This is a genomic window from Ruegeria sp. HKCCD7296 (genome assembly GCF_013110775.1).
Lineage (GTDB): Bacteria > Pseudomonadota > Alphaproteobacteria > Rhodobacterales > Rhodobacteraceae > Ruegeria.
Genome location: NZ_WVRF01000020.1, coordinates 35,445 through 54,240 on the forward strand (window position 1 = coordinate 35,445; position 18,796 = coordinate 54,240).

The following is an 18,796-nucleotide window of genomic DNA, read 5'->3' on the forward strand; positions in this document are numbered from 1 at the left end:
GCTGATTATTCGGCTTTTTCAGAAGGTGCTTCGGGATTGAGTGCCCGTCGCATTCAAAAAGCACTTTATTTACAAGCGCCTGCCTTTTACACAAAAGCAGGAAAAGCATGCTGCGCGTTCCAAATGGTACATCATATAGGCAGTTTTTCTTGCCAGATAAGCCGCGCAGTTTCTAACATCTTACGGCAAGCACTTCGCCCGCCGCTCTTTCTACGTCGCATCGAAGGAGGGTCCAATGGGCGCAACAGGGTAACGCGACGGGTTTCTCGAATGAATATCACGTTTCTTCTGAACGGAGAGACAGTGGAGCTGGCGGATATCGATCCAACGGCGACCCTGCTGGATTGGCTACGCGAGGATCGCGGCCTGACCGGCACCAAGGAAGGCTGCAACGAAGGCGATTGCGGGGCCTGCACCGTCATGGTCACGGATGTAGACGGCCATAAGGCCCTGAATTCCTGCATTCTGTTTCTTCCGCAATTGCACGGCAAAGCCGTCCGCACCGTCGAAGGTGCCAGGGGCCCGAATGGCGAAGCCCACCCGGTACAACAGGCGATGGTGGACCTGCACGGATCTCAATGCGGGTTCTGCACCCCCGGCTTTGTAATGTCGATGGTCGCCAGTCATGCAAATGGCGCAACAGATCACGACACCCAGCTTGCAGGGAACCTGTGCCGCTGCACCGGTTACGCCCCAATCATCCGCGCTGCCAAAACCGCCGAGGCTGAACCAACCCCAAAATGGATCACTGACGACCGGTCCTTCTCTTGTTCACAAATACCTCGGGGGGAGGCCGCAGGCCAGGGGGCAGAGCCCCCCTTCCTCCCCAACAGCGCTGACGAACTGGCGTCTCTGTTTGCCGAGCACCCTAGCGCCACCCTGGTTGCCGGCGCAACCGATGTAGGTCTTTGGGTCACCAAGCAGCTGCGTGATCTGGACCCGGTCATATTCCTCAACCGTTGTGATGACTTGAAAGAAATCACGATCACCGATACCGAAGCCCGCTTCGGTGCAATGGTCGACATGAACCGCATGGGAGAGGCCCTGGCCGACCTTCACCCGTCCTATGCCGAAATGATCCGACGCTACGCCAGCGTTCAGGTGCGCCATGCAGCGACCGTCGGCGGCAACATCGCAAATGGTTCGCCCATAGGGGACAATCCACCTGCGCTTATTGCGCTGGGTGCAAACCTACACCTGCGCAAAGGCGATGAGCGGCGCTCGATCCCCTTGGAAGAGTTCTTCATTGACTATGGCAAGCAGGATCGTGCCCCGGGTGAATTCGTCGAATCCGTCAGCTTCCCACGTCAGCCTGACAGGCTGAAGGCATACAAGCTCAGCAAACGGTTCGATCAGGATATCTCGGCCGTTTGCGGCAGTTTCAATATCACTGTTTCGGACGGCACCGTCACACAGGCGCGTATCGCGTTTGGCGGCATGGCCGGTATTCCGAAACGGGCAACCCATGTCGAGGCCGCACTGATCGGCAAACCCTGGACACGCGAGACCGTTGCGGCCGCGCTGCCATATTTTGCCGAGGACTATTCACCACTCACGGACATGCGCGCCTCGGCCATCTATCGTCTGGAAACGGCCAAAGCGATGCTGGAACGCTATTTCCTCGAAGACCAGGGCGAGATCACCAACGTGCTGGAGGTGTCGGCATGAGCGTGACCAAACCCCTCCCCCACGACGCGGCGCCGCTGCATGTGTCCGGCTCGGCGCGATATGTGGATGACATCCCGACACCCAAAGGCACGCTGCATCTGGCATTTGGTATCAGCCCGATTGCCAAGGGTAATATCACCGCAATGGATCTGTCGGGAGTAAAGGCCGCCGAAGGTGTTGTGATGGTGATGACGGCCGAGGACCTGCCTTTCGCCAACGACGTCTCGCCCTCGATCCATGATGAACCACTGCTGTCGGACGGCACGGTTCACTATATCGGCCAGCCCGTATTTCTGGTCGTCGCCACCAGCCATCTGGCCGCGCGCAAGGCCGCGCGCCTGGGCAAGATCGACTATGCCGAGGACACACCGATCCTGACGGTTGAAGAGGCGCTGGCCGCGGATAGCCGGTTCGAGGATGGCCCACGTGTTTACGCCAAAGGCGATGCGGATGCCGCCATCGCAGGTGCAGCACATGTGATCGAAGGCACGTTCGAACTTGGCGGGCAGGAGCACTTCTACCTCGAAGGCCAGGCTGCACTGGCCGTGCCAAATGAAGGCGCGGATATGTTGGTGCACAGTTCCACACAACACCCGACCGAAATTCAGCACAAAGTAGCGGACGCTTTGGGTGTCCCCATGCACGCTGTCCGGGTTGAAACCCGCCGGATGGGCGGCGGCTTTGGCGGCAAGGAAAGCCAAGGCAACGCGCTGGCTGTCGCTTGCGCCATAGCCGCGCGCGCCACAGGCAAAGCCTGCAAGATGCGCTATGACCGCGACGATGACATGATCATCACCGGCAAGCGCCATGCCTTCCGCATTTCCTATAAGGCCGGGTTCGATGAGCATGGGCATATTCAGGGCGTATCGTTCCTTCATTACGCCATCTGCGGATGGGCGCAGGACCTGTCTCTGCCCGTCGCCGACCGCGCCATGCTGCATTCGGACAATGCCTATCTGCTGCCCAACGCAAGGATCGAAAGCCACCGGTTGAAAACCAACACCCAATCCGCCACCGCCTATCGCGGCTTTGGCGGCCCGCAGGGGATGGTCGGGATCGAGCGGGTGATGGACCACGCCGCGCATAAACTGGGGCTGGACCCGGTCGAGCTGCGCCGCCGGAACTACTATGAACCCGCGCATGCGGTTGCTGAGGTCGCACCAACAGAGAAGCTTCTGGGCCATCCCGACCCGCATGAGGACCTGACCAGCCGCGGCGCGGTTGAAACCGGGAACGCGCCGGTGCGTCCCCTTCCTGCTGGTGGCAACACGACGCCCTACGGCATGGAGGTCAGCGATTTCGAACTGCACGAAATGACCGATGCACTGCTGAAATCCAGCGACTACTCCGCGCGCAAGGCGGCTATTGGAGAGTGGAACGCCAAAAACAGCGTTATCAAAAAAGGCATCGCCTTCTCTCCGGTCAAGTTCGGGATTTCCTTCACTCTGACTCACCTCAATCAGGCGGGTGCGCTGGTGCATGTATATCAGGACGGCTCGGTCCACCTAAACCATGGCGGCACCGAAATGGGTCAGGGACTGTTCCAGAAAGTGGCGCAAGTCGCAGCCTCGCGCTTTGGCATCCCATTGGAGATGGTGAAAATCACCGCCACGGATACAGCCAAGGTGCCCAATACCTCGGCCACGGCGGCGTCCTCGGGCAGTGATCTGAACGGCATGGCAGTGAAAGCCGCTTGTGATACGATCCGCGACCGGATGGCAGACTATCTGGCGGAACGGCATCAGGCTGATCCGTCGACGGTCAGTTTCTCCGATGGTCACGTAATGGTTGGGGAAGAAAAGTACACTTTTGCCGAAGCCGCAGCGCTGGCCTATCAGGGCCGGATAAGCTTGTCGGCAACCGGTTTTTACAAAACGCCCAAGATCGAATGGGACCGAATCGCAGGGCGCGGACGCCCGTTTTTCTACTTCGCCTATGGCGCGTCGGTCACCGAGGTAGCCGTCGATACTCTGACCGGTGAAAACCGCATTCTACGCACGGATATCCTGCATGACGCGGGCGCATCGCTGAACCCGGCGCTGGATATCGGGCAGGTCGAAGGCGGTTACGTGCAAGGCGCGGGTTGGCTGACGACCGAGGAACTGGTCTGGGATGACAAGGGCAACCTGCGCACACATGCGCCTTCGACCTACAAGATTCCTGCCTGCTCTGACCGGCCTGACATTTTCAATGTCGCGCTTTGGGATGGCGAGAACCGCGAAGACACGATCTATCGCTCGAAAGCGGTTGGCGAACCGCCCTTCATGTTGGGCATCTCAGCATGGTTGGCCCTGTCCAACGCGGTTGCGGCATGTGGCGATACCTACCCCGCGCTCGACGCACCTGCCACGGCTGAAGAAGTCTGGCGCGGTGTCCAAAGGATGAAGGGAGGCATCTGATGGGATTTGACCTGGAGGCTTTGAGGGAGGCGGTCGAAACCCATGGACGAGTGGTCCGGGTGGTTATTGCCGGCATCAAAGGATCGTCCCCGCGCGAGGTTGGCGCAGCCATGCTTGTCTGGAAGGACGGACAGTCCGGCACCATCGGCGGAGGGACGCTGGAATATCAGGCGGCCGAAGCGGCGCGGGCGCAAACCCGGTCTTCGCGTCTAACCCATCACGCGCTTGGGCCTGGGATGGGACAATGTTGCGGTGGCGCGGTTTCGCTGCTCAGCGAGGTCTATGACCGCGCGGCGCTGGAAACGCTGGATGAAACACTCATCGCACGTGCCACATCTGGCGAAGAGATGCCGCTGTCGGTCAAACGAGTGCTGGCAACCGCGCGTGGTCAGGGGATCACACCTGAACCCCAGATGGTTGACGGCTGGATGATTGAGCCAGTGCACAAACCAAACCGGAACCTTTGGATTTGGGGTGCCGGTCATGTCGGACGGGCTTTGGTGGATGTTCTCTCACCGCTGCCCGACCTTGCGATCACCTGGATCGACACCGGCTTGGATCGGTTTCCCGACACGATTGCCGCCGGAGTTACCTCGGTTCCAGCTACCAAACCGGCCGAACTGGTTCGACACGCACCGACCGATGCCGAGCATCTTGTGCTGACCTATTCACACAATTTGGACCTGGAGCTGTGCAACAGGCTGCTTTTACATGATTTCCGCTTTGCGGGACTGATCGGCTCGGCTACGAAATGGGCGCGATTCCGGTCGCGGCTGGCGGCCCTTGGGCACTCGCCCGAGCGGATCAGCCGGATCACCTGTCCAATTGGTGATCCGAACCTGGGCAAACACCCGCAGATGATCGCCGTCGGCGTCGCCGCGCAGCTGTTGCGCCCGGCCCGGCAGAACGAGTTGAAGAAGGACCTGAGCGCGTGACCACTCCACTTCTGAGCCTGCAAGGGCTGACCAAAGCCTATCCCGGTGTCGTGGCCAATGATCAGGTGTCTTTTGACATCGGCGAGGGCGAAGTTCACGCCCTGCTGGGGGAAAACGGCGCGGGCAAATCCACGCTGGTCAAGATTATCTATGGGTTGGTGAAGCCCGACAGCGGCACGATGCTGCTGCGCGGTCAGCCTTTTGCGCCGCCCGAGCCGCGCTCCGCGCGGGCGGACGGGATCGCGATGGTGTTCCAGCACTTCTCGTTGTTCGACGCTTTGAACGTGGCCGAGAATATTGCGTTGGGGATGGAGAACCCGCCGCCGATGGGCGATCTGGCCTCGCGAATCCGCGAAGTGTCCGAGACCTACGGATTGCCTTTGGACCCATACCGCACGGTTGGCGATCTGTCGGCGGGTGAGCGGCAGCGCGTCGAGATCATCCGTTGCCTGTTGCAGGACCCTAAACTGCTGATCATGGACGAACCGACGAGCGTGCTGACCCCGCAAGAGGTTGATATTCTGTTTGAAACGCTGAACAAACTGCGATCCGAAGGGACGTCGATCCTGTACATCTCGCACAAGCTGGAAGAAATCCGCACGCTGTGTGATCACGCGACGATCCTGCGGCTGGGCAAGAATGTGGGCGAATGCGTGCCTGCTGAAACTTCCGCGCGGGACATGGCCGAGATGATGGTGGGATCAACCCTGCAAACGCCTGAACGGTCGGGGCGTGAATTTGGTGAAGTTGCGCTGGATGTCAGTGGACTGTCCGTCCCGTCGCCCTCGGAATTCGGCACTGCGTTGAAGAACATTCACATGACCGTCCGCAAGGGTGAGGTTTTGGGCATCGGTGGCGTTGCCGGGAATGGGCAGGATGAATTGCTGGGCGTGTTGTCCGGTGAAATCCTGACCGCCGCGGATGCGATCAAGTTCAACGGCCAGCGGATCGGCAAGCTCGGCCCCACCGCGCGGCGCAAGCTGGGTGTGCTGACGGCCCCCGAAGAGCGGCTGGGTCATGCGGCAGCCCCGGATATGAGCCTGACGGAAAACGCCTTGCTGACCGGATCGGTGCGGGAAGGGCTGGAAAGCAACGGTTTCCTCAAGTGGGCCGAAACCAAGAGCTTTGCCGAAAAGATCATCAGCGCTTTTGACGTCCGCACGCCGGGTCCTGAAAATGCCGCCCGGTCTTTGTCTGGCGGGAACCTGCAGAAATTCGTGATCGGTCGTGAAGTGCTGCAAAACCCCGATGTTCTGGTTGTAAACCAGCCCACCTGGGGCGTGGATGCTGCTGCTGCGGCATCTATCCGGCAGGCCATTCTGGATCTGGCCGCCAAAGGGACTGCCGTGGTCTGCATCAGCCAGGATCTGGATGAGCTGATGGAAATCTCGGACAGCTTTGCGGCGTTGAATGAAGGACGGCTAAGCGCACCGCGCCCAACAACGGGTCTGACGGTGGACGAGATCGGGCTGATGATGGGTGGAGCCCACGGCATGGAGGTGGCGCATGTGTGACGCGTTGAACCGCCTCCGGCGGCCGTATTTGCAACAAGAAGAAGAGTTGGGGGTGTGAGCAGATGATTGTGTTGGAGAAACGGCCACAGCCGTCCAAGGCGTGGTCTTATGCCACCCCTTTGGTTGCGGTGTTGGCGACGATGGTGTTTGGCGGCATCTTGTTCGCCATTCTGGGCAAGAACCCAATTGAAGCCATTGGCACCATTTTCTGGGAACCACTGTTTGGCGAGTTCGCCTTCTACTACCGTCCCCAATTGTTGGTGAAAGGCGCGCCGTTGGTTTTGATCGCCATTGGTCTTTCGCTGGGCTTTCGGGCTGGCATCTGGAACATTGGGGCCGAAGGTCAGTACATCATGGGTGCCATTTTCGGCGCTGGTGCTGGGCTGGCCTTTTTTCCTATGGATGCGTTTTTCATCTTCCCGATCATGGTAATCGCAGGCGCGTTCGGCGGCTGGCTTTGGGCGATGATCCCGGCCTTTTTGAAAGTGCGCTTTGGCACCAATGAAATCCTGGTGTCGCTTATGCTGGTCTATGTGGCCGAGCAGATGCTTGCCTCGGTCTCACTGGGTCTGCTGAAGAACCCAGAGGGCTTTGGCTTTCCCGGTTCGCGCAACCTGCAGCAATATGACAGTGCGCACAACGCCGAGTTGATCGCCGGGTCAGGTATGCATTGGGGCGTCGTCACTGCACTGATTGCCGTGATCTTTGCCTATATCCTGCTGAACCGGCACATGCTGGGTTTTCACATCCGTTTGACTGGTGAGGCACCTCGTGCGGCGAAATTCGCGGGTGTGAATCCGGCGCGGCTGATTCTGTTCTGTCTGGGCCTCTCCGGGGCACTGGCCGGGCTGGCAGGGATGTTCGAGGTCTCAGGGCCTTCGGGCGTGGTCAGCATCGATTTCAACGTTGGCTATGGCTTCACCGCGATTATCGTTGCTTTTCTGGGCCGCCTGCATCCGGTGGGTATCCTGCTGGCCGGTGGCCTGATGGCGCTGACTTATATCGGCGGGGAAATCGCGCAATCGCAGCTGGGCCTGCCAGCCGCTGCCATTCAGGTGTTCCAGGGGATGCTGCTGTTCTTCCTTCTGGCTTTCGATCTTCTGACCAACTACCGCATCCGTGCGGCGCGTAGCGAGGTAGCATAATGGACCTTGGTGAAATCAACCCCGTCCTTCTGGTCGCTTCGCTGATGGTGGCCGCAACTCCCCTGCTGCTGGCCGCGATCGGAGAACTGGTCGTTGAGAAAGCAGGTGTTCTGAACCTTGGCGTCGAGGGCATGATGATCGTAGGCGCGATCAGTGGCTTTGCGATCTCGGTCGAGACCGGGTCGCCCTGGCTGGGCTTTGTCGCGGCGGCCATTGGCGGCGCGGTTCTGTCTTTGCTGTTTGTTTTGTTGACACAGGTGGCCTTGGCCAATCAGGTGGCAAGTGGCCTTGCACTGACCCTGTTCGGGCTGGGATTCAGCGCACTGATGGGGCAGAGCTATGTAGGCGTCAAACCCCCGAGTATGGGCGACATTCATATCCCGGTGATCAGCGATATCCCGGTCATCGGCCCAATCCTGTTCCAGCATGACCCGATCCTTTATGTCGGTATCGCTTTGACCGCAGCGGTCTGGGCGACGCTGAAATACACCCGCGTCGGTCTGATTCTGCGCGCGGTCGGCGAAAATCACGATGCCGCACACGCACTTGGCTATAAGGTCATCAAGATCCGCATCATGGCGATCCTTTTCGGCGGGGCCTGTGCGGGTCTGGGTGGCGCCTATATCAGCTTGATCCGCGTGCCTCAGTGGACCGAAGGAATGACCGCGGGTGTGGGCTGGATCGCTCTGGCGCTTGTGGTGTTTGCCAGCTGGAAACCATGGCGCGCCTTGCTGGGGGCTTACTTGTTTGGCGGCATCACTGTGTTGCAGCTTAATTTGCAGGCAGCGGGCGTTGCCATTCCTGTCGAGTATCTGGCAATGTCGCCTTATATCATCACGATCCTTGTGCTTGTGATCCTTTCGGCCGACAAGAGCAGCGCACCTGCCTCACTGGGCCGGACCTTCCATGCCTCGCACTAGGGGCCAACTGAACCAACTTGGGGAGTAACACATGAAATTCACTACACTTCTGGCAAGTGCCGCCATGGCACTGGGCCTAGCCACAGGCGCTATGGCCGAAGACAAAACCAAGGTCGGCTTCGTCTATGTCGGTCCGGTGGGCGACGGCGGCTGGACCTATGAGCACAACAAGGGCCGTCTGGCCGTCGAGGATCACTTTGGCGACAAGGTTGAAACCGTCTTTGTTGAATCGGTTCCCGAAGGTCCCGATGCTGAGCGTGTAATGACCCAGATGGCGCTGGAAGGCGCTGATCTGATCTTTACCACGTCGTTCGGCTATATGGATCCGACCATCAACGTGGCTAAGAAGTTCCCGAACGTAAAATTCGAGCACGCGACCGGCTATAAAACAGCCGACAACGTCTCGGTCTATTCAGCACGTTTCTACGAGGGCCGCGCTGTTCAGGGCCACATCGCGGGCAATATGACCAAGTCGAACATCATCGGCTATATCGGTTCGTATCCGATCCCCGAAGTGATCCGCGGCATCAACTCGGCCTATATCCACGCCAAGAAGGTGAACCCGGATGTCGAGTTCAAGATCGTTTGGGCCTACACTTGGTTTGATCCTGCGAAAGAAGCTGACGCCGCCACTGTTCTGATCGAACAGGGTGCAGACGTGATCCTGCAACACACCGACTCGACCGCGCCGCAGGCGGCTGCACAAGAGGCTGGCAATGTTGTCACCTTTGGTCAGGCGTCGGACATGAGCGAATACGCCCCGTTCCCGCGCGTCTCGTCGATCATCGATGATTGGGCCCCCTACTACATTGCCCGGACCCAAGCCGTCATGGATGGCACATGGGAAAGCGCCAACACTTGGGATGGCATCCGCGAAGGCATGGTTGCAATCGGCGAGATTTCAGACGCCGTACCGGCTGATGTGAAGGAAGAAGCCCTGGCACTGAAAGCCGCCATGGCGGCGGGCGAGTACCACCCCTTTACCGGTCCGCTGAAAAGGCAGGACGGCAGCGACTGGCTGGCTGAAGGTGAAGTGGCTGATGATGGCACGCTGGCCGGCATGAACTTCTATGTCGAAGGGCTGGAAGGCGAAATTCCGCAGTAAGCTGCGGGCATAACTAAAAGAAAAGGCCCGACGAACGCGGGCCTTTTTTCATCGCAGTGTCTAGAAAACGCAGGTCAGGTGTACCGTTCTGAAATCTGATGAAGGGCATCGGCCCAGATCTCCAGAATGGGATACGCAATCGCCGCGGGTATCACCCAACAGCCAGCCGAAGGAAACGGCTTTTCAATATCGCTGGCTTTTAGCGCACGTGCCGCCTCTTCCACCTCAATCAACGTTGTTGGAACGACAAGGCCTGCCGCATGCAGAGCGGTCTTGTTGCACTACAGTTTTAACATTAGCCAGCTGAAAGAGTTATGCTGTAACTTATCGGCCCTGTTTTGCGGTTGTTTCTTCATATGAACCCTTAGAACCAATGGCTAAGCTCTGGCATGCGGATTCTCCGCCAATCGGGTAGGCCACCGCAAATGTGAAGGCGTTGATGGCAAATTGAGCCGACGCAAACGAACAGACAATGGGATATGATTGTCTGCACTGGTTCAGATCAAGGTGTTCAAGTTCCATCAAAAGATTTACTCATTTCGGGTCCGCTCTGCGCTGCTTTGCAACCGGTTGCGGGAGTTGACCGAAACTGCATAATGATCTGGCAATGAAAACCACCTCAAAATCCCTTTCCTTTTGCCGTTGGAGACGCCACCCGTGAGCGTGACCTTAAAAGACGTCGCTGCCCTTGCAGGCGTATCGCGATCTGCTGTCTCGCGCACGTTCACCGAAGGCGCTTCGGTCTCGGCAAAAACACGCAGCAAGGTCGAAAAAGCAGCCCGCGAACTTGGCTACAGCCCGAATGCACTTGCCTCGTCGCTGACCACCGGGCGCACTAAACTGATCGGGTTGATTTCGAACAACTTTCACAACCCCATTTTTCTTGAAGTCTTCGATCAGTTCACGCGTGCCTTGCAGGAACGCGGCCTGCGTCCGTTGATCGTGAACCTGACGGACGAGACCGAGCCCGCCAATTCGGTCCGAATGCTGCGGCAATATTCGGTGGATGCGGCCATCGTGGCGTCGTCGACGCTGCCACCTAGCTTTGCCAAGGCGTTTCATGATGCCGGCGTGCCGGTGGTGCATACATTTGGACGCTCGGCCACTTCGCCCGAAGTGCATGTCGTGGGCATCGACAACGTGGAATGCGGACGTATGGCCGCCCGCGAATTTGTGGCGCGTGGGTACACGCGTGTCGGTTATCTGGGCGGACCTGAGGATGCAACATCGGCCCTGGATCGGCATCGCGGTTTCATGGAGGAACTGGCAGACCACCCGGAGATTGAAGTAAGCTATTGCTTCGCAGGGGCTTACTCTTTCGAGGCAGGGCGGACCGAGATGCTGGGGCTGTTGGCCAATAATCCGGCCCAAGCTTATTTCTGTGGCGACGACATCCTGTCGATTGGCGCACTGTCAGCGTTGAAAGATCACAGTTTGCGGCCGGGCAAAGATGTCGGAATCATCGGCCTGAACGACATGGAAATGTCGCGCTGGGAAAGCATCGATCTGACGACGATTCACCAGCCGATCAAGCAGATCATTACCTCATCCGTCGATCTGGTTGTCGAGATGTTGAAAGAGCCCCAGCGCTATCCCGAGGCCCGTATTTTCCCTTGCCGGGTGATTGAGCGGGGCACGTTGCGGCCCCGCCCCTGATCAGCGAAACATTGGTGGACGGGCATCCTGCCACGCACCATCCGCTTTGCCCGAAGCAACAGCCGCATGGACAGCTGCGATGGACCTGACACCATCTGCGGCTCCGGGCAAGCCATCCCGGCTTTCACCGCGAATTGCATCGGCCAGATCGCAATAGATGTTGGCTACGGCCAAAGGGAACCCTTCTGGGTGCGCGATTGCGACCCGAGACAATCGCTGAACCTCGTCGTGAAGACCGCCCTCGCCCTTTTCGATGATCTGGGTACGCCCACCCACCGGGGTATAGATCAACTGATTAGGTTGCTCGGATGCCCAGCGCAGCCCGCCGGTTTCCCCAAAAACCTGAATATCAAAGCCATGTTGCCGCCCGATTGCCACCGATGACGTCCAGAGACGCCCGACTGTGCCGCCTTCCATCCGGAAGTTGATCATTGCATCGTCTTCCAGTTCACGACTGGCGATGGTCGAGGTCAGATCGGCGGAAAGGGTCTTCACCTCGTCATCGCAGATAAAGCTGGCCATGTGCAGTGCATGGATACCGCAATCGGCAAACTGCCCCGAGACACCTGCCATCGCAGGATCATAGCGCCAGCGAACACGCGGGTTGTCTGCGTCGGTCGCATCGCCATGATGACCATGGCTGAAATTGGTAACGACCAGACGCACCTTACCGATGTCGCCTGCACGCACCATCGCGCGGGCCTGACGTACCATTGGGTACGCGGAATAGCAGTAGTTCACCGCGCAGATCTTGCCCGAAGCTTCAGCGACGCGGACGATCTCTTCGCCCTCTTCTACCGTCATGGTCATCGGCTTTTCGCACAACACGTTGAAGCCCGCCTCGAGATACGCCTTGGCGATCTCGAAATGGGTCGAGTTTGGCGTGGCGATGGTCACCAGATCAATTCGATCATCCCGGTCTTTCTCGCTCGCCAGCATCTCTTGCCAGTTGCCATAGGCGCGATCGGCAGCAACGCCCAGTCGTTGCGCATACTCGCGGCCCGCTTCGGGCCGGTGATCCAGCGCGCCAGCAGCAAATTCAAACAGTCCGTCAGCCTGAGCACCCAAGCGATGGGCAGGCCCAATCTGGCTGCCTTCACCGCCCCCGATCATGCCCCATCTCAACTTAGCCATGGTCATCGTCTCTCTTTAGAATTTCATAGATTGAGCGATCAGAAATCGCTGATGTCTTTCCATTGCCGCTGGTCTGACGACGCCAAGGCGGCGGCCAGAACGCGGTTTACCTCATGCCCATCACGGAAGGTTGGCCAAATCGCTTCTCCGGTATGGATAGCCTGAAGGAAGTCCTTAGCCTCGATGATGATCTGGTCCTGATAGCCGGTGCCATGACCAGGGCCCTGACAGAAAGGTTCGTAGTCCGGGTGCGCAGGACCTGTCAGGATCTTAGTGAACCCGCGCGCAGCTTCGGGCCCCTCTCGCTTATACAGCCAAAGCGCGTTCTGGTCTTCCTGATCGAACCGGATTGCGCCTTTTGTGCCTGATATTTCATAAGCATAGCCCATTTTACGGCCCGTCGCGACGCGGCTGAAATACAGGTTGCCCATAACGCCGTTTTCGAACCGGCACATCATCTGGGCATGGTCGTCATTTGTGACCTCACCACCTGGCCGAGTTTTATGCACGGTTTCCACATCGGCCATCACCTGCGCAATCGGACCAACCAGGGCCATCGCTCCGTTCACCATATGCGGCGCAAGATCTCCTATTGTGCCATTGGCCATGCCCGTTGTCCGCCACGTGGCTGGTGCCTGAGGATCGGCGTAAAAGTCTTCGGTGTGCTCACCCCGGAACCACGTGATGTCGCCGATCTCTCCATCGACTATAAGCTGGCGGGCATACTGGCTGGCGGGTGTGCGAATATAGTTGAACCCTACCATGTTCACAGCGCCTGCAGCATCGGCCGCTGCTACCATGGCCTGACTGTCTTCAAGTGATGCACCCAAAGGCTTTTCACACAACACGGGCTTGCCCAGACTAAAGGCTGCTTCGGCGATCTGACGATGCGTGGATTGCGGTGAAGCGATCACAATGGCCTCGACCCTCGGGTCTTCCACCAAAACGCGCCAATCGTCGGTCGCGCGCGCAAAACAATAGGCCGTCCGGTAACGTTCGGCGCTTTCGGGGCTGGATGCACAAATGACCTCAAGCCGGGGCCTCAATGCGGTGTTAAAAACCGCGCCAACGGCCGACATGGCAACGGAATGAGCCTTGCCCATATAGCCGCCACCCACAATTCCAATTCCGATTTCAGGCATCTGCAACGGCTCCGAACATATTATTTGCAACCGGTTGCAAAATGAGTATCGTGTGAATCGATTCAACGCAAGGTCCAAACTTTGCCGACCCACTTTACCGGAGGACATGACTTGAGCGCTCTGATAGACGGTATCAAAGGAAACCGCTTTGCCGTTCTGGGACGCGCAGGAATGGACCTGTATGCAGATCCGATCGGCGTCAAAAGCGAGGATGCCGACACGTTCCATGCCGATCTGGGTGGTTCATCCGCGAACATTTGCGCCGGATTGGTTAAACTGGGCAGTCAGGCCTCTCTGATCACGTCAGTCTCAGACGATGCGGTCGGTCGCTTCTGCCTGAACCGTCTGCGCCACTATGGCGTAGACACCACCTATATCCGCGTTTTGGGCGGCGAATACCGCATGTCTTTGGCCGTCTACGAAAGCCGGATCGAGAACTTTCAGAATGTCATCTACCGCAATGGGGCTGTCGATTTTCAGGTCACTGAAGAGGACATGGACAAGGTTGATTATTCGTCCTTTTCGGCAGTCATATCGGCAGGCACAGTCTTTGCCTCCGAACCATCGCGCAGCGCCACATTCCGTGCGTTCGAAAACGCCCGAGCCGTTGACCTGCCAATCATCTTCGATATCGACTACCGCCCCTATAGCTGGCCTTCGCCCGAGGTGGCCGCCGAGGTCCTGTCACGGGCCGGTGAAGCCAGCGATCTGATCGTCGGCAATGACGAAGAGTTCGGGTTCATGGCTGGCGGTATCGACAAGGGCTTTGCCAAGGCCAAAGAGCTGGCGGAAAAACCCGGTCGGATCGTCATCTACAAAATGGGCGAAAAAGGTGCCGTCACGTTGGTGGACGGGCAAGAGATTGAAACCGGCATCTATCCGGTCACCGCTGTCAAACCCAATGGGGCAGGCGACAGTTTTATGGCGGGACTGCTGGCCTCTATTGCCGCGGGCCATGACCTGAAGGATGCTGTCATGCGCGGCTCAGCCTGCGCATCGATTGTGGTGTCTCAACCGGGCTGTGCGCCCGCCATGCCCACGACCGCTGAACTGGACGCGTTCCTTGCCTCACACCCCGGCCCGACCACATAGGAGACTCCCATGCACATCGCGCCCTTTGACAATCAGAACAAACCCATCGTTGACATCGATGACCCAGCGGTCCCGCTGAACTATTTCAACATCGTCAAACTGAAAAAGAGCGAGGCGTTCGAATATCAGGTTCCCGGCTACGAGACCTGCATCGTGCCAGCCACCGGCAGCGTCGATGTGGACGTCGAAGGCGTTGCCTTCCCGAAGCTGGGCAACCGGGGCGAAGATGTCTGGGATGGAGAACCCGAGGGCGTTTATGTGCCCGTCGGTGCGAAAGTGCAGATGGCCTGCGTGTCGGATGAAACCGAAGTGTTCATTGCCGGCGCCAAATACGACAAGGTCCTGGACCCGTTCGATGTGCGTGATCATGACCTTGTACAATACGGCAGCGACGACACCAAAACACACCGTAAGATCAAGCACATACTAGGCCAAAAGCAACACGACAAAGTCGGTCGCCTGTTGGTGAGTGAGCTGTTTACCGTCGGTCAGGGCGGCTGGTCGGGGTTTCCCAGCCACAAGCACGACACCAACCGCCTGCCGGACGAAACGCGACACGACGAGACCTATAATTTCCGTTTCAAACCCAACTGGGGTTCGGGGCTACAGATGCTGCAACGCGAGGACAACGAGCCCGGCGACGCCTATCACATCGTCGATGGCTCCACGATCTGCATCGACAAGGGCTACCATCCCTGCTGCGTTCTGCCGGGGTATGAGATGTATTACTTCACCATCCTCGGCGGGCTGAGCCAACGCTCGCTGGTGCAGTATTTCCAACCCACACATGCCTATCAGATCGAAACAATCCCAGGCATCAAAGACATGATCGCGAAGTTCAAATGACCCTGGTCACACTGAAAGACGTCCTGCAACCTGCCTATGAACAGGGTTACGCCGTTGGCGGGCTGGTTACACTCGGTTGGGAGGACATGCGCGCTTACGTGGCCGCTGCCGAAGCCGAGAATGCGCCAGTGATCCTGCAAGCCGGACCCAGCTGTCGCGAATACACACCACTGCCCATTCTGGGCAAAATGTTCCGCTATCTGGCCGAAAACGCTTCGGTTCCAGTCGTTGCGCATCTGGACCATGGTTACACATATGAAGACTGCAAGATCGCGCTGGACAGTGGGTTTACGTCCCTGATGTTCGATGGGTCGCGCAAGCCGCTTCAACAGAACATCGACGAGACCGCCGCGATTGCCGAAATGGCCCACGCAGCGGGGATTTCCTGCGAGGGCGAAATCGGCTTTGTCGGATATTCTGGCGGCGAAGGATCGAACGGAACGGACCCCGAGGAAGCCGCTATATTTGCTCGTGAAAGCGGGGTGGACGCGATGGCGATTTCAGTCGGCAATGTTCACTTGCAGCAGAACAAAGAAGGGGGCTTGGATGAGGCGCGCATCGCCGAGATTGATGCCTTGACCGAGGTGCCTTTGGTCATTCACGGCGGGTCAGGCGTGCCGGTGGAACAGCGCATGAAACTGGCGCGAGAGACCTCGATTTGCAAGTTCAACATCGGAACGGAACTGCGCATGGCGTTTGGTCACGCCATGCGTGACGCCGTCAATCGTGATCCTGAAAGGTTTGATCGGGTCACCATACTGAAGGAAACCCACGACCCGGTCGAGGCCGCTGCCCGCACCGTGATCCGTGCCTTTGGCGCGCCACCTCAAAGATAAAGCGCCCAAACATGCTTAAATTGTAAAGGCAGCCCGGAAGGCCTCAAGCGCCGTTTCCGGGTCGCCCGCCGCAAAAGCCTCTAGGCCGACAGGTCCGCGATACCCCATGTCATCCAACGCCCGTGCAACGGCGGCATAATTGATCTCTCCAGTTCCGGGTTCACACCGGCCGGGATTGTCAGCAACCTGAACTTCACCGATCCATGGCAGGCATTTCTTGCACCAACGGACAAGATCCCCTTCACCGATCTGCGTATGGTATAGATCCAGATTGATGCGCAGGTGTGAATGATTGACCGAGGACACAAGCGCCAGAACATCCCCGGTCGACCCAAAAGGACAGCCGGGATGGTCCAGCGGGTTCAGATTTTCCAACGTAAAAACAACATCTTCCTGCTCTGCCAGATCACAGATGCGTTGCAATGTGTCCCGTGCCTTCAGCCACATGTCTCCGGTCACGACCTCGTACTGCCGGATTGGAATTCCACCATCTCCCAAGCCTGTACCGTGCAGGTTCAGACGATCCACGCCCAGGCGCTTACCGATCTGAGCTGTCTCGCGCGCGGATCGCAGCAACATGTCAGCGCCTTCTTGGTCCGCAAGGCGACCCTGAAGATACCCGTTCATGATCGTATAGTTCGCACCAACGCGTTCCAGCTTGCCCAGATCCCAATCTGGCCAGTTCCAAAGCCCCACACCAAACCCCATCTCGGTCAGGCGCGCGGCACGCCAGTCCATGGGTTTGTCCGGCCACAGCATCTCGGCACATGCCGCAAGCTGAAAGGGTTGAGACATGTGAACGCTCCAATTTCCCAAAAGGTTCAGATCGAACCGCCCTCGACCATGAAGTTCCCGGCGCTGCACATGGCTGCGTCGTCTGAAGCTAAAAACAGAACCATTCGGGCGACATAAACCGGTTCAATCGGGTCCGGCAGGCACTGCCGGTCCACCTGCTTGGCCAGCGCTTCGGGCGTGACCCACAGGTCTTTCTGACGGTCGGTCATGATCCAGCCGGGCACGACCGCATTCACGCGAATGCGGTGATCCCCCAACTCGCGCGCCATGGTCCGTGTCAGGCCGTGGACTGCGGATTTGGCGGTGGCATAAGCGGGAAAACCCGCTCCGGCCTCCCACCATGAATTCGACCCGATATTTATGATCGAACCCGCACCCTTCGCAATCATGCTGGGAGCCACCGACTGAATGGCAAAAAACATGTGGCGAATATTGGTCGCCATACGCTCATCCCAATACTCGGGCGTCACATCGCGCCAGTCGTGGCGGTCATCATGGGCGGCATTGTTGACCAACACATCCGCTTCGCCCAACTCTTCAACCAATTGCCCCATCGCGGCGTTCATCGCCTCAATGTCGCGCAAATCGCATTGGGCAAACGCGTGCTCGCCCTCTAGATCCGACAACAAGGCAAGTCCGGCATCCGCATTGAGGTCCAGAAACCCGACCTTTGCCCCTTGTTCGGCAAAGGCCCGAACAGTTTCCGCACCAATCCCCCCGGCCCCTCCTGTAATGAAAACCGTCTTTCCTGCAAGGCATGGGTAATTGGCGAAATCTTTGCTCATCCGTCACGCTCCATGATCCATTCGACCTCGGGGGCCGGTACAAATCGCCATTTCCGCAGAGGTCCCGCCATGACGTTCAGATAGTACATCTCAAACCCATAGGGTGCGCCGCAAGGGTGATGACCGCGCGGGACGGTCACAACATCGCCATCGGATACGGCCATCGTTTCATCCAGCTGACCGTCATCGGTATAAACGCGCTGTATCCCGAACCCGTTCGCAGGGTTGAGCCGATGGTAGTAGGTCTCTTCCAGATAGGTGATCCTGGGGAAATCATCCTCGTCATGGCGATGACTGGGGTACGAAGACCAGTGCCCGTTTGGTGTGAAGACCTCTGTCACCAGCAGGCTATCGGTATAGTCCTCGTTCTCCATCGCGATGTTGTTGATATATCGCGTGTTCACACCCTTGCCACGTTCGGTGAGCGTGATGCCATCAGGCCCGATCCGGCGCGCTTGATGACCGCCCTTGCCCGGCGCTGAGCAGACGGCCAAAACGCAATCGGTCTCGGCGACAGCTTCCCATTCGGTGCCGTTGGGCAGGTACAGACAATGCGGTGGCGTCTTTTCGAATACGTTCATCCGCTCGCCCAACACACCCCAATCCTGACCTGCCCCGGTGATTTTCGCCTTGCCTTCGACCATCACCAGAATGACTTCGCGGTCCCCCGTGACCTCGGCTGCCCGGTCCCCGGCCTTTAGGTGATACAACCCAAAACCCACGTACCGCCATCCGGCGCTGGCAGGCGTGATGTCATGCACCTTGCCACGGGTTCCGAAAGGTTTCTTGAGCAGGTCAGCCATTCTTTTTCTCCTTATTGGGGC

At 58.3% G+C, this 18,796-nt stretch carries 16 protein-coding genes; 11 read left to right on the forward strand and 5 right to left on the reverse strand.

What is annotated here, in order from left to right:
* Window positions 1-270 precede the first annotated feature (270 nt).
* The 8 genes from xdhA to GS632_RS19950 all read left to right on the forward strand — a co-directional run bounded on the left by xdhA (window position 271) and on the right by GS632_RS19950 (window position 11,342).
* Entirely contained in the window at window positions 271-1,668 is a 1,398-nt protein-coding gene (gene xdhA, locus GS632_RS19915; protein WP_171722371.1) for a xanthine dehydrogenase small subunit, read from the forward strand.
* Complete coding sequence (xdhB, locus tag GS632_RS19920) at window positions 1,665-4,067, forward strand: xanthine dehydrogenase molybdopterin binding subunit (RefSeq protein ID WP_171179362.1); 2,403 nt, start codon at window positions 1,665-1,667, stop codon at window positions 4,065-4,067. Before xdhA ends, xdhB begins: the two co-directional genes overlap by 4 nt.
* A complete protein-coding gene (xdhC, locus tag GS632_RS19925) occupies window positions 4,067-5,002 on the forward strand; it encodes a xanthine dehydrogenase accessory protein XdhC (protein WP_171179360.1) in 936 nt (311 codons plus the stop codon). Before xdhB ends, xdhC begins: the two co-directional genes overlap by 1 nt.
* Window positions 4,999-6,516: an ABC transporter ATP-binding protein gene (locus tag GS632_RS19930; RefSeq protein WP_171179358.1), complete on the forward strand. Its 1,518-nt coding sequence runs from the start codon at window positions 4,999-5,001 to the stop codon at window positions 6,514-6,516. The genes xdhC and GS632_RS19930 overlap by 4 nt, the downstream gene beginning before the upstream one ends.
* 62 nt (window positions 6,517-6,578) lie before the next feature.
* Window positions 6,579-7,661 carry an ABC transporter permease gene (locus GS632_RS19935; RefSeq protein WP_171179355.1) on the forward strand — a complete coding sequence of 361 codons (1,083 nt, stop codon included), beginning with the start codon at window positions 6,579-6,581 and terminating at the stop codon, window positions 7,659-7,661.
* Complete coding sequence (locus tag GS632_RS19940) at window positions 7,661-8,581, forward strand: ABC transporter permease (protein WP_171093445.1); 921 nt, start codon at window positions 7,661-7,663, stop codon at window positions 8,579-8,581. The genes GS632_RS19935 and GS632_RS19940 overlap by 1 nt, the downstream gene beginning before the upstream one ends.
* Window positions 8,582-8,612: 31 nt before the next feature.
* Window positions 8,613-9,686 carry a BMP family ABC transporter substrate-binding protein gene (locus GS632_RS19945; RefSeq protein ID WP_171179353.1) on the forward strand — a complete coding sequence of 358 codons (1,074 nt, stop codon included), beginning with the start codon at window positions 8,613-8,615 and terminating at the stop codon, window positions 9,684-9,686.
* Window positions 9,687-10,343: 657 nt separating this feature from the next.
* Complete coding sequence (locus GS632_RS19950; protein WP_171179351.1) at window positions 10,344-11,342, forward strand: LacI family DNA-binding transcriptional regulator; 999 nt, start codon at window positions 10,344-10,346, stop codon at window positions 11,340-11,342.
* On the opposite strand, the gene GS632_RS19955 is transcribed toward GS632_RS19950, so the two are convergent.
* Window positions 11,343-12,476, reverse strand: coding sequence for a Gfo/Idh/MocA family protein (locus tag GS632_RS19955; RefSeq protein WP_171179349.1), 1,134 nt, complete (start codon window positions 12,474-12,476; stop codon window positions 11,343-11,345).
* Window positions 12,477-12,514: 38 nt separating this feature from the next.
* Window positions 12,515-13,618, reverse strand: a complete 1,104-nt coding sequence (locus GS632_RS19960; protein WP_171179347.1) for a Gfo/Idh/MocA family protein — start codon at window positions 13,616-13,618, stop codon at window positions 12,515-12,517.
* 111 nt (window positions 13,619-13,729) lie between these two features.
* Between GS632_RS19960 and iolC the strand changes: the two genes are divergently transcribed.
* Genes iolC through GS632_RS19975 form a run of 3 tightly spaced genes read left to right on the forward strand, consistent with a single transcriptional unit; the run spans window position 13,730 to window position 16,392 of the window.
* Window positions 13,730-14,710: a 5-dehydro-2-deoxygluconokinase gene (gene iolC, locus GS632_RS19965; protein ID WP_171179345.1), complete on the forward strand. Its 981-nt coding sequence runs from the start codon at window positions 13,730-13,732 to the stop codon at window positions 14,708-14,710.
* A gap of 9 nt (window positions 14,711-14,719) precedes the next feature.
* The gene (locus GS632_RS19970; protein WP_171239049.1) at window positions 14,720-15,556 is read left to right on the forward strand and encodes a 5-deoxy-glucuronate isomerase; all 837 of its coding nucleotides are present in this window, start codon (window positions 14,720-14,722) and stop codon (window positions 15,554-15,556) included.
* Window positions 15,553-16,392: a class II fructose-bisphosphate aldolase gene (locus GS632_RS19975; RefSeq protein ID WP_171179340.1), complete on the forward strand. Its 840-nt coding sequence runs from the start codon at window positions 15,553-15,555 to the stop codon at window positions 16,390-16,392. The genes GS632_RS19970 and GS632_RS19975 overlap by 4 nt, the downstream gene beginning before the upstream one ends.
* A gap of 15 nt (window positions 16,393-16,407) precedes the next feature.
* Here the strand turns inward: GS632_RS19975 and GS632_RS19980 are convergent, their stop codons facing one another.
* The 3 genes from GS632_RS19980 to iolB are packed head-to-tail and all read right to left on the reverse strand — an operon-like array spanning window position 16,408 to window position 18,775.
* Complete coding sequence (locus tag GS632_RS19980) at window positions 16,408-17,187, reverse strand: TIM barrel protein (RefSeq protein ID WP_171179338.1); 780 nt, start codon at window positions 17,185-17,187, stop codon at window positions 16,408-16,410.
* A 26-nt stretch (window positions 17,188-17,213) separates the two neighbouring features.
* Window positions 17,214-17,972 carry an SDR family NAD(P)-dependent oxidoreductase gene (locus GS632_RS19985; RefSeq protein WP_171179336.1) on the reverse strand — a complete coding sequence of 253 codons (759 nt, stop codon included), beginning with the start codon at window positions 17,970-17,972 and terminating at the stop codon, window positions 17,214-17,216.
* Window positions 17,969-18,775 carry a 5-deoxy-glucuronate isomerase gene (gene iolB, locus GS632_RS19990; protein WP_171179334.1) on the reverse strand — a complete coding sequence of 269 codons (807 nt, stop codon included), beginning with the start codon at window positions 18,773-18,775 and terminating at the stop codon, window positions 17,969-17,971. The genes GS632_RS19985 and iolB overlap by 4 nt, the downstream gene beginning before the upstream one ends.
* Between the last annotated feature and the right edge of the window lie 21 nt (window positions 18,776-18,796).

What these genes read in the sequence shown, in the direction of transcription:
- xdhA (WP_171722371.1), top strand. Translation starts at nt 271, where the DNA reads ATGAATATCACGTTTCTTCTGAACGGAGAGACAGTGGAGCTGGCGGAT.
- xdhB (WP_171179362.1), top strand. Translation starts at nt 1,665, where the DNA reads ATGAGCGTGACCAAACCCCTCCCCCACGACGCGGCGCCGCTGCATGTG.
- xdhC (WP_171179360.1), top strand. Translation starts at nt 4,067, where the DNA reads ATGGGATTTGACCTGGAGGCTTTGAGGGAGGCGGTCGAAACCCATGGA.
- GS632_RS19935 (WP_171179355.1), top strand. Translation starts at nt 6,579, where the DNA reads ATGATTGTGTTGGAGAAACGGCCACAGCCGTCCAAGGCGTGGTCTTAT.
- GS632_RS19940 (WP_171093445.1), top strand. Translation starts at nt 7,661, where the DNA reads ATGGACCTTGGTGAAATCAACCCCGTCCTTCTGGTCGCTTCGCTGATG.
- GS632_RS19945 (WP_171179353.1), top strand. Translation starts at nt 8,613, where the DNA reads ATGAAATTCACTACACTTCTGGCAAGTGCCGCCATGGCACTGGGCCTA.
- GS632_RS19955 (WP_171179349.1), bottom strand. Translation starts at nt 12,476, where the DNA reads ATGGCTAAGTTGAGATGGGGCATGATCGGGGGCGGTGAAGGCAGCCAG.
- GS632_RS19960 (WP_171179347.1), bottom strand. Translation starts at nt 13,618, where the DNA reads ATGCCTGAAATCGGAATTGGAATTGTGGGTGGCGGCTATATGGGCAAG.
- GS632_RS19970 (WP_171239049.1), top strand. Translation starts at nt 14,720, where the DNA reads ATGCACATCGCGCCCTTTGACAATCAGAACAAACCCATCGTTGACATC.
- GS632_RS19975 (WP_171179340.1), top strand. Translation starts at nt 15,553, where the DNA reads ATGACCCTGGTCACACTGAAAGACGTCCTGCAACCTGCCTATGAACAG.
- GS632_RS19980 (WP_171179338.1), bottom strand. Translation starts at nt 17,187, where the DNA reads ATGTCTCAACCCTTTCAGCTTGCGGCATGTGCCGAGATGCTGTGGCCG.
- GS632_RS19985 (WP_171179336.1), bottom strand. Translation starts at nt 17,972, where the DNA reads ATGAGCAAAGATTTCGCCAATTACCCATGCCTTGCAGGAAAGACGGTT.
- iolB (WP_171179334.1), bottom strand. Translation starts at nt 18,775, where the DNA reads ATGGCTGACCTGCTCAAGAAACCTTTCGGAACCCGTGGCAAGGTGCAT.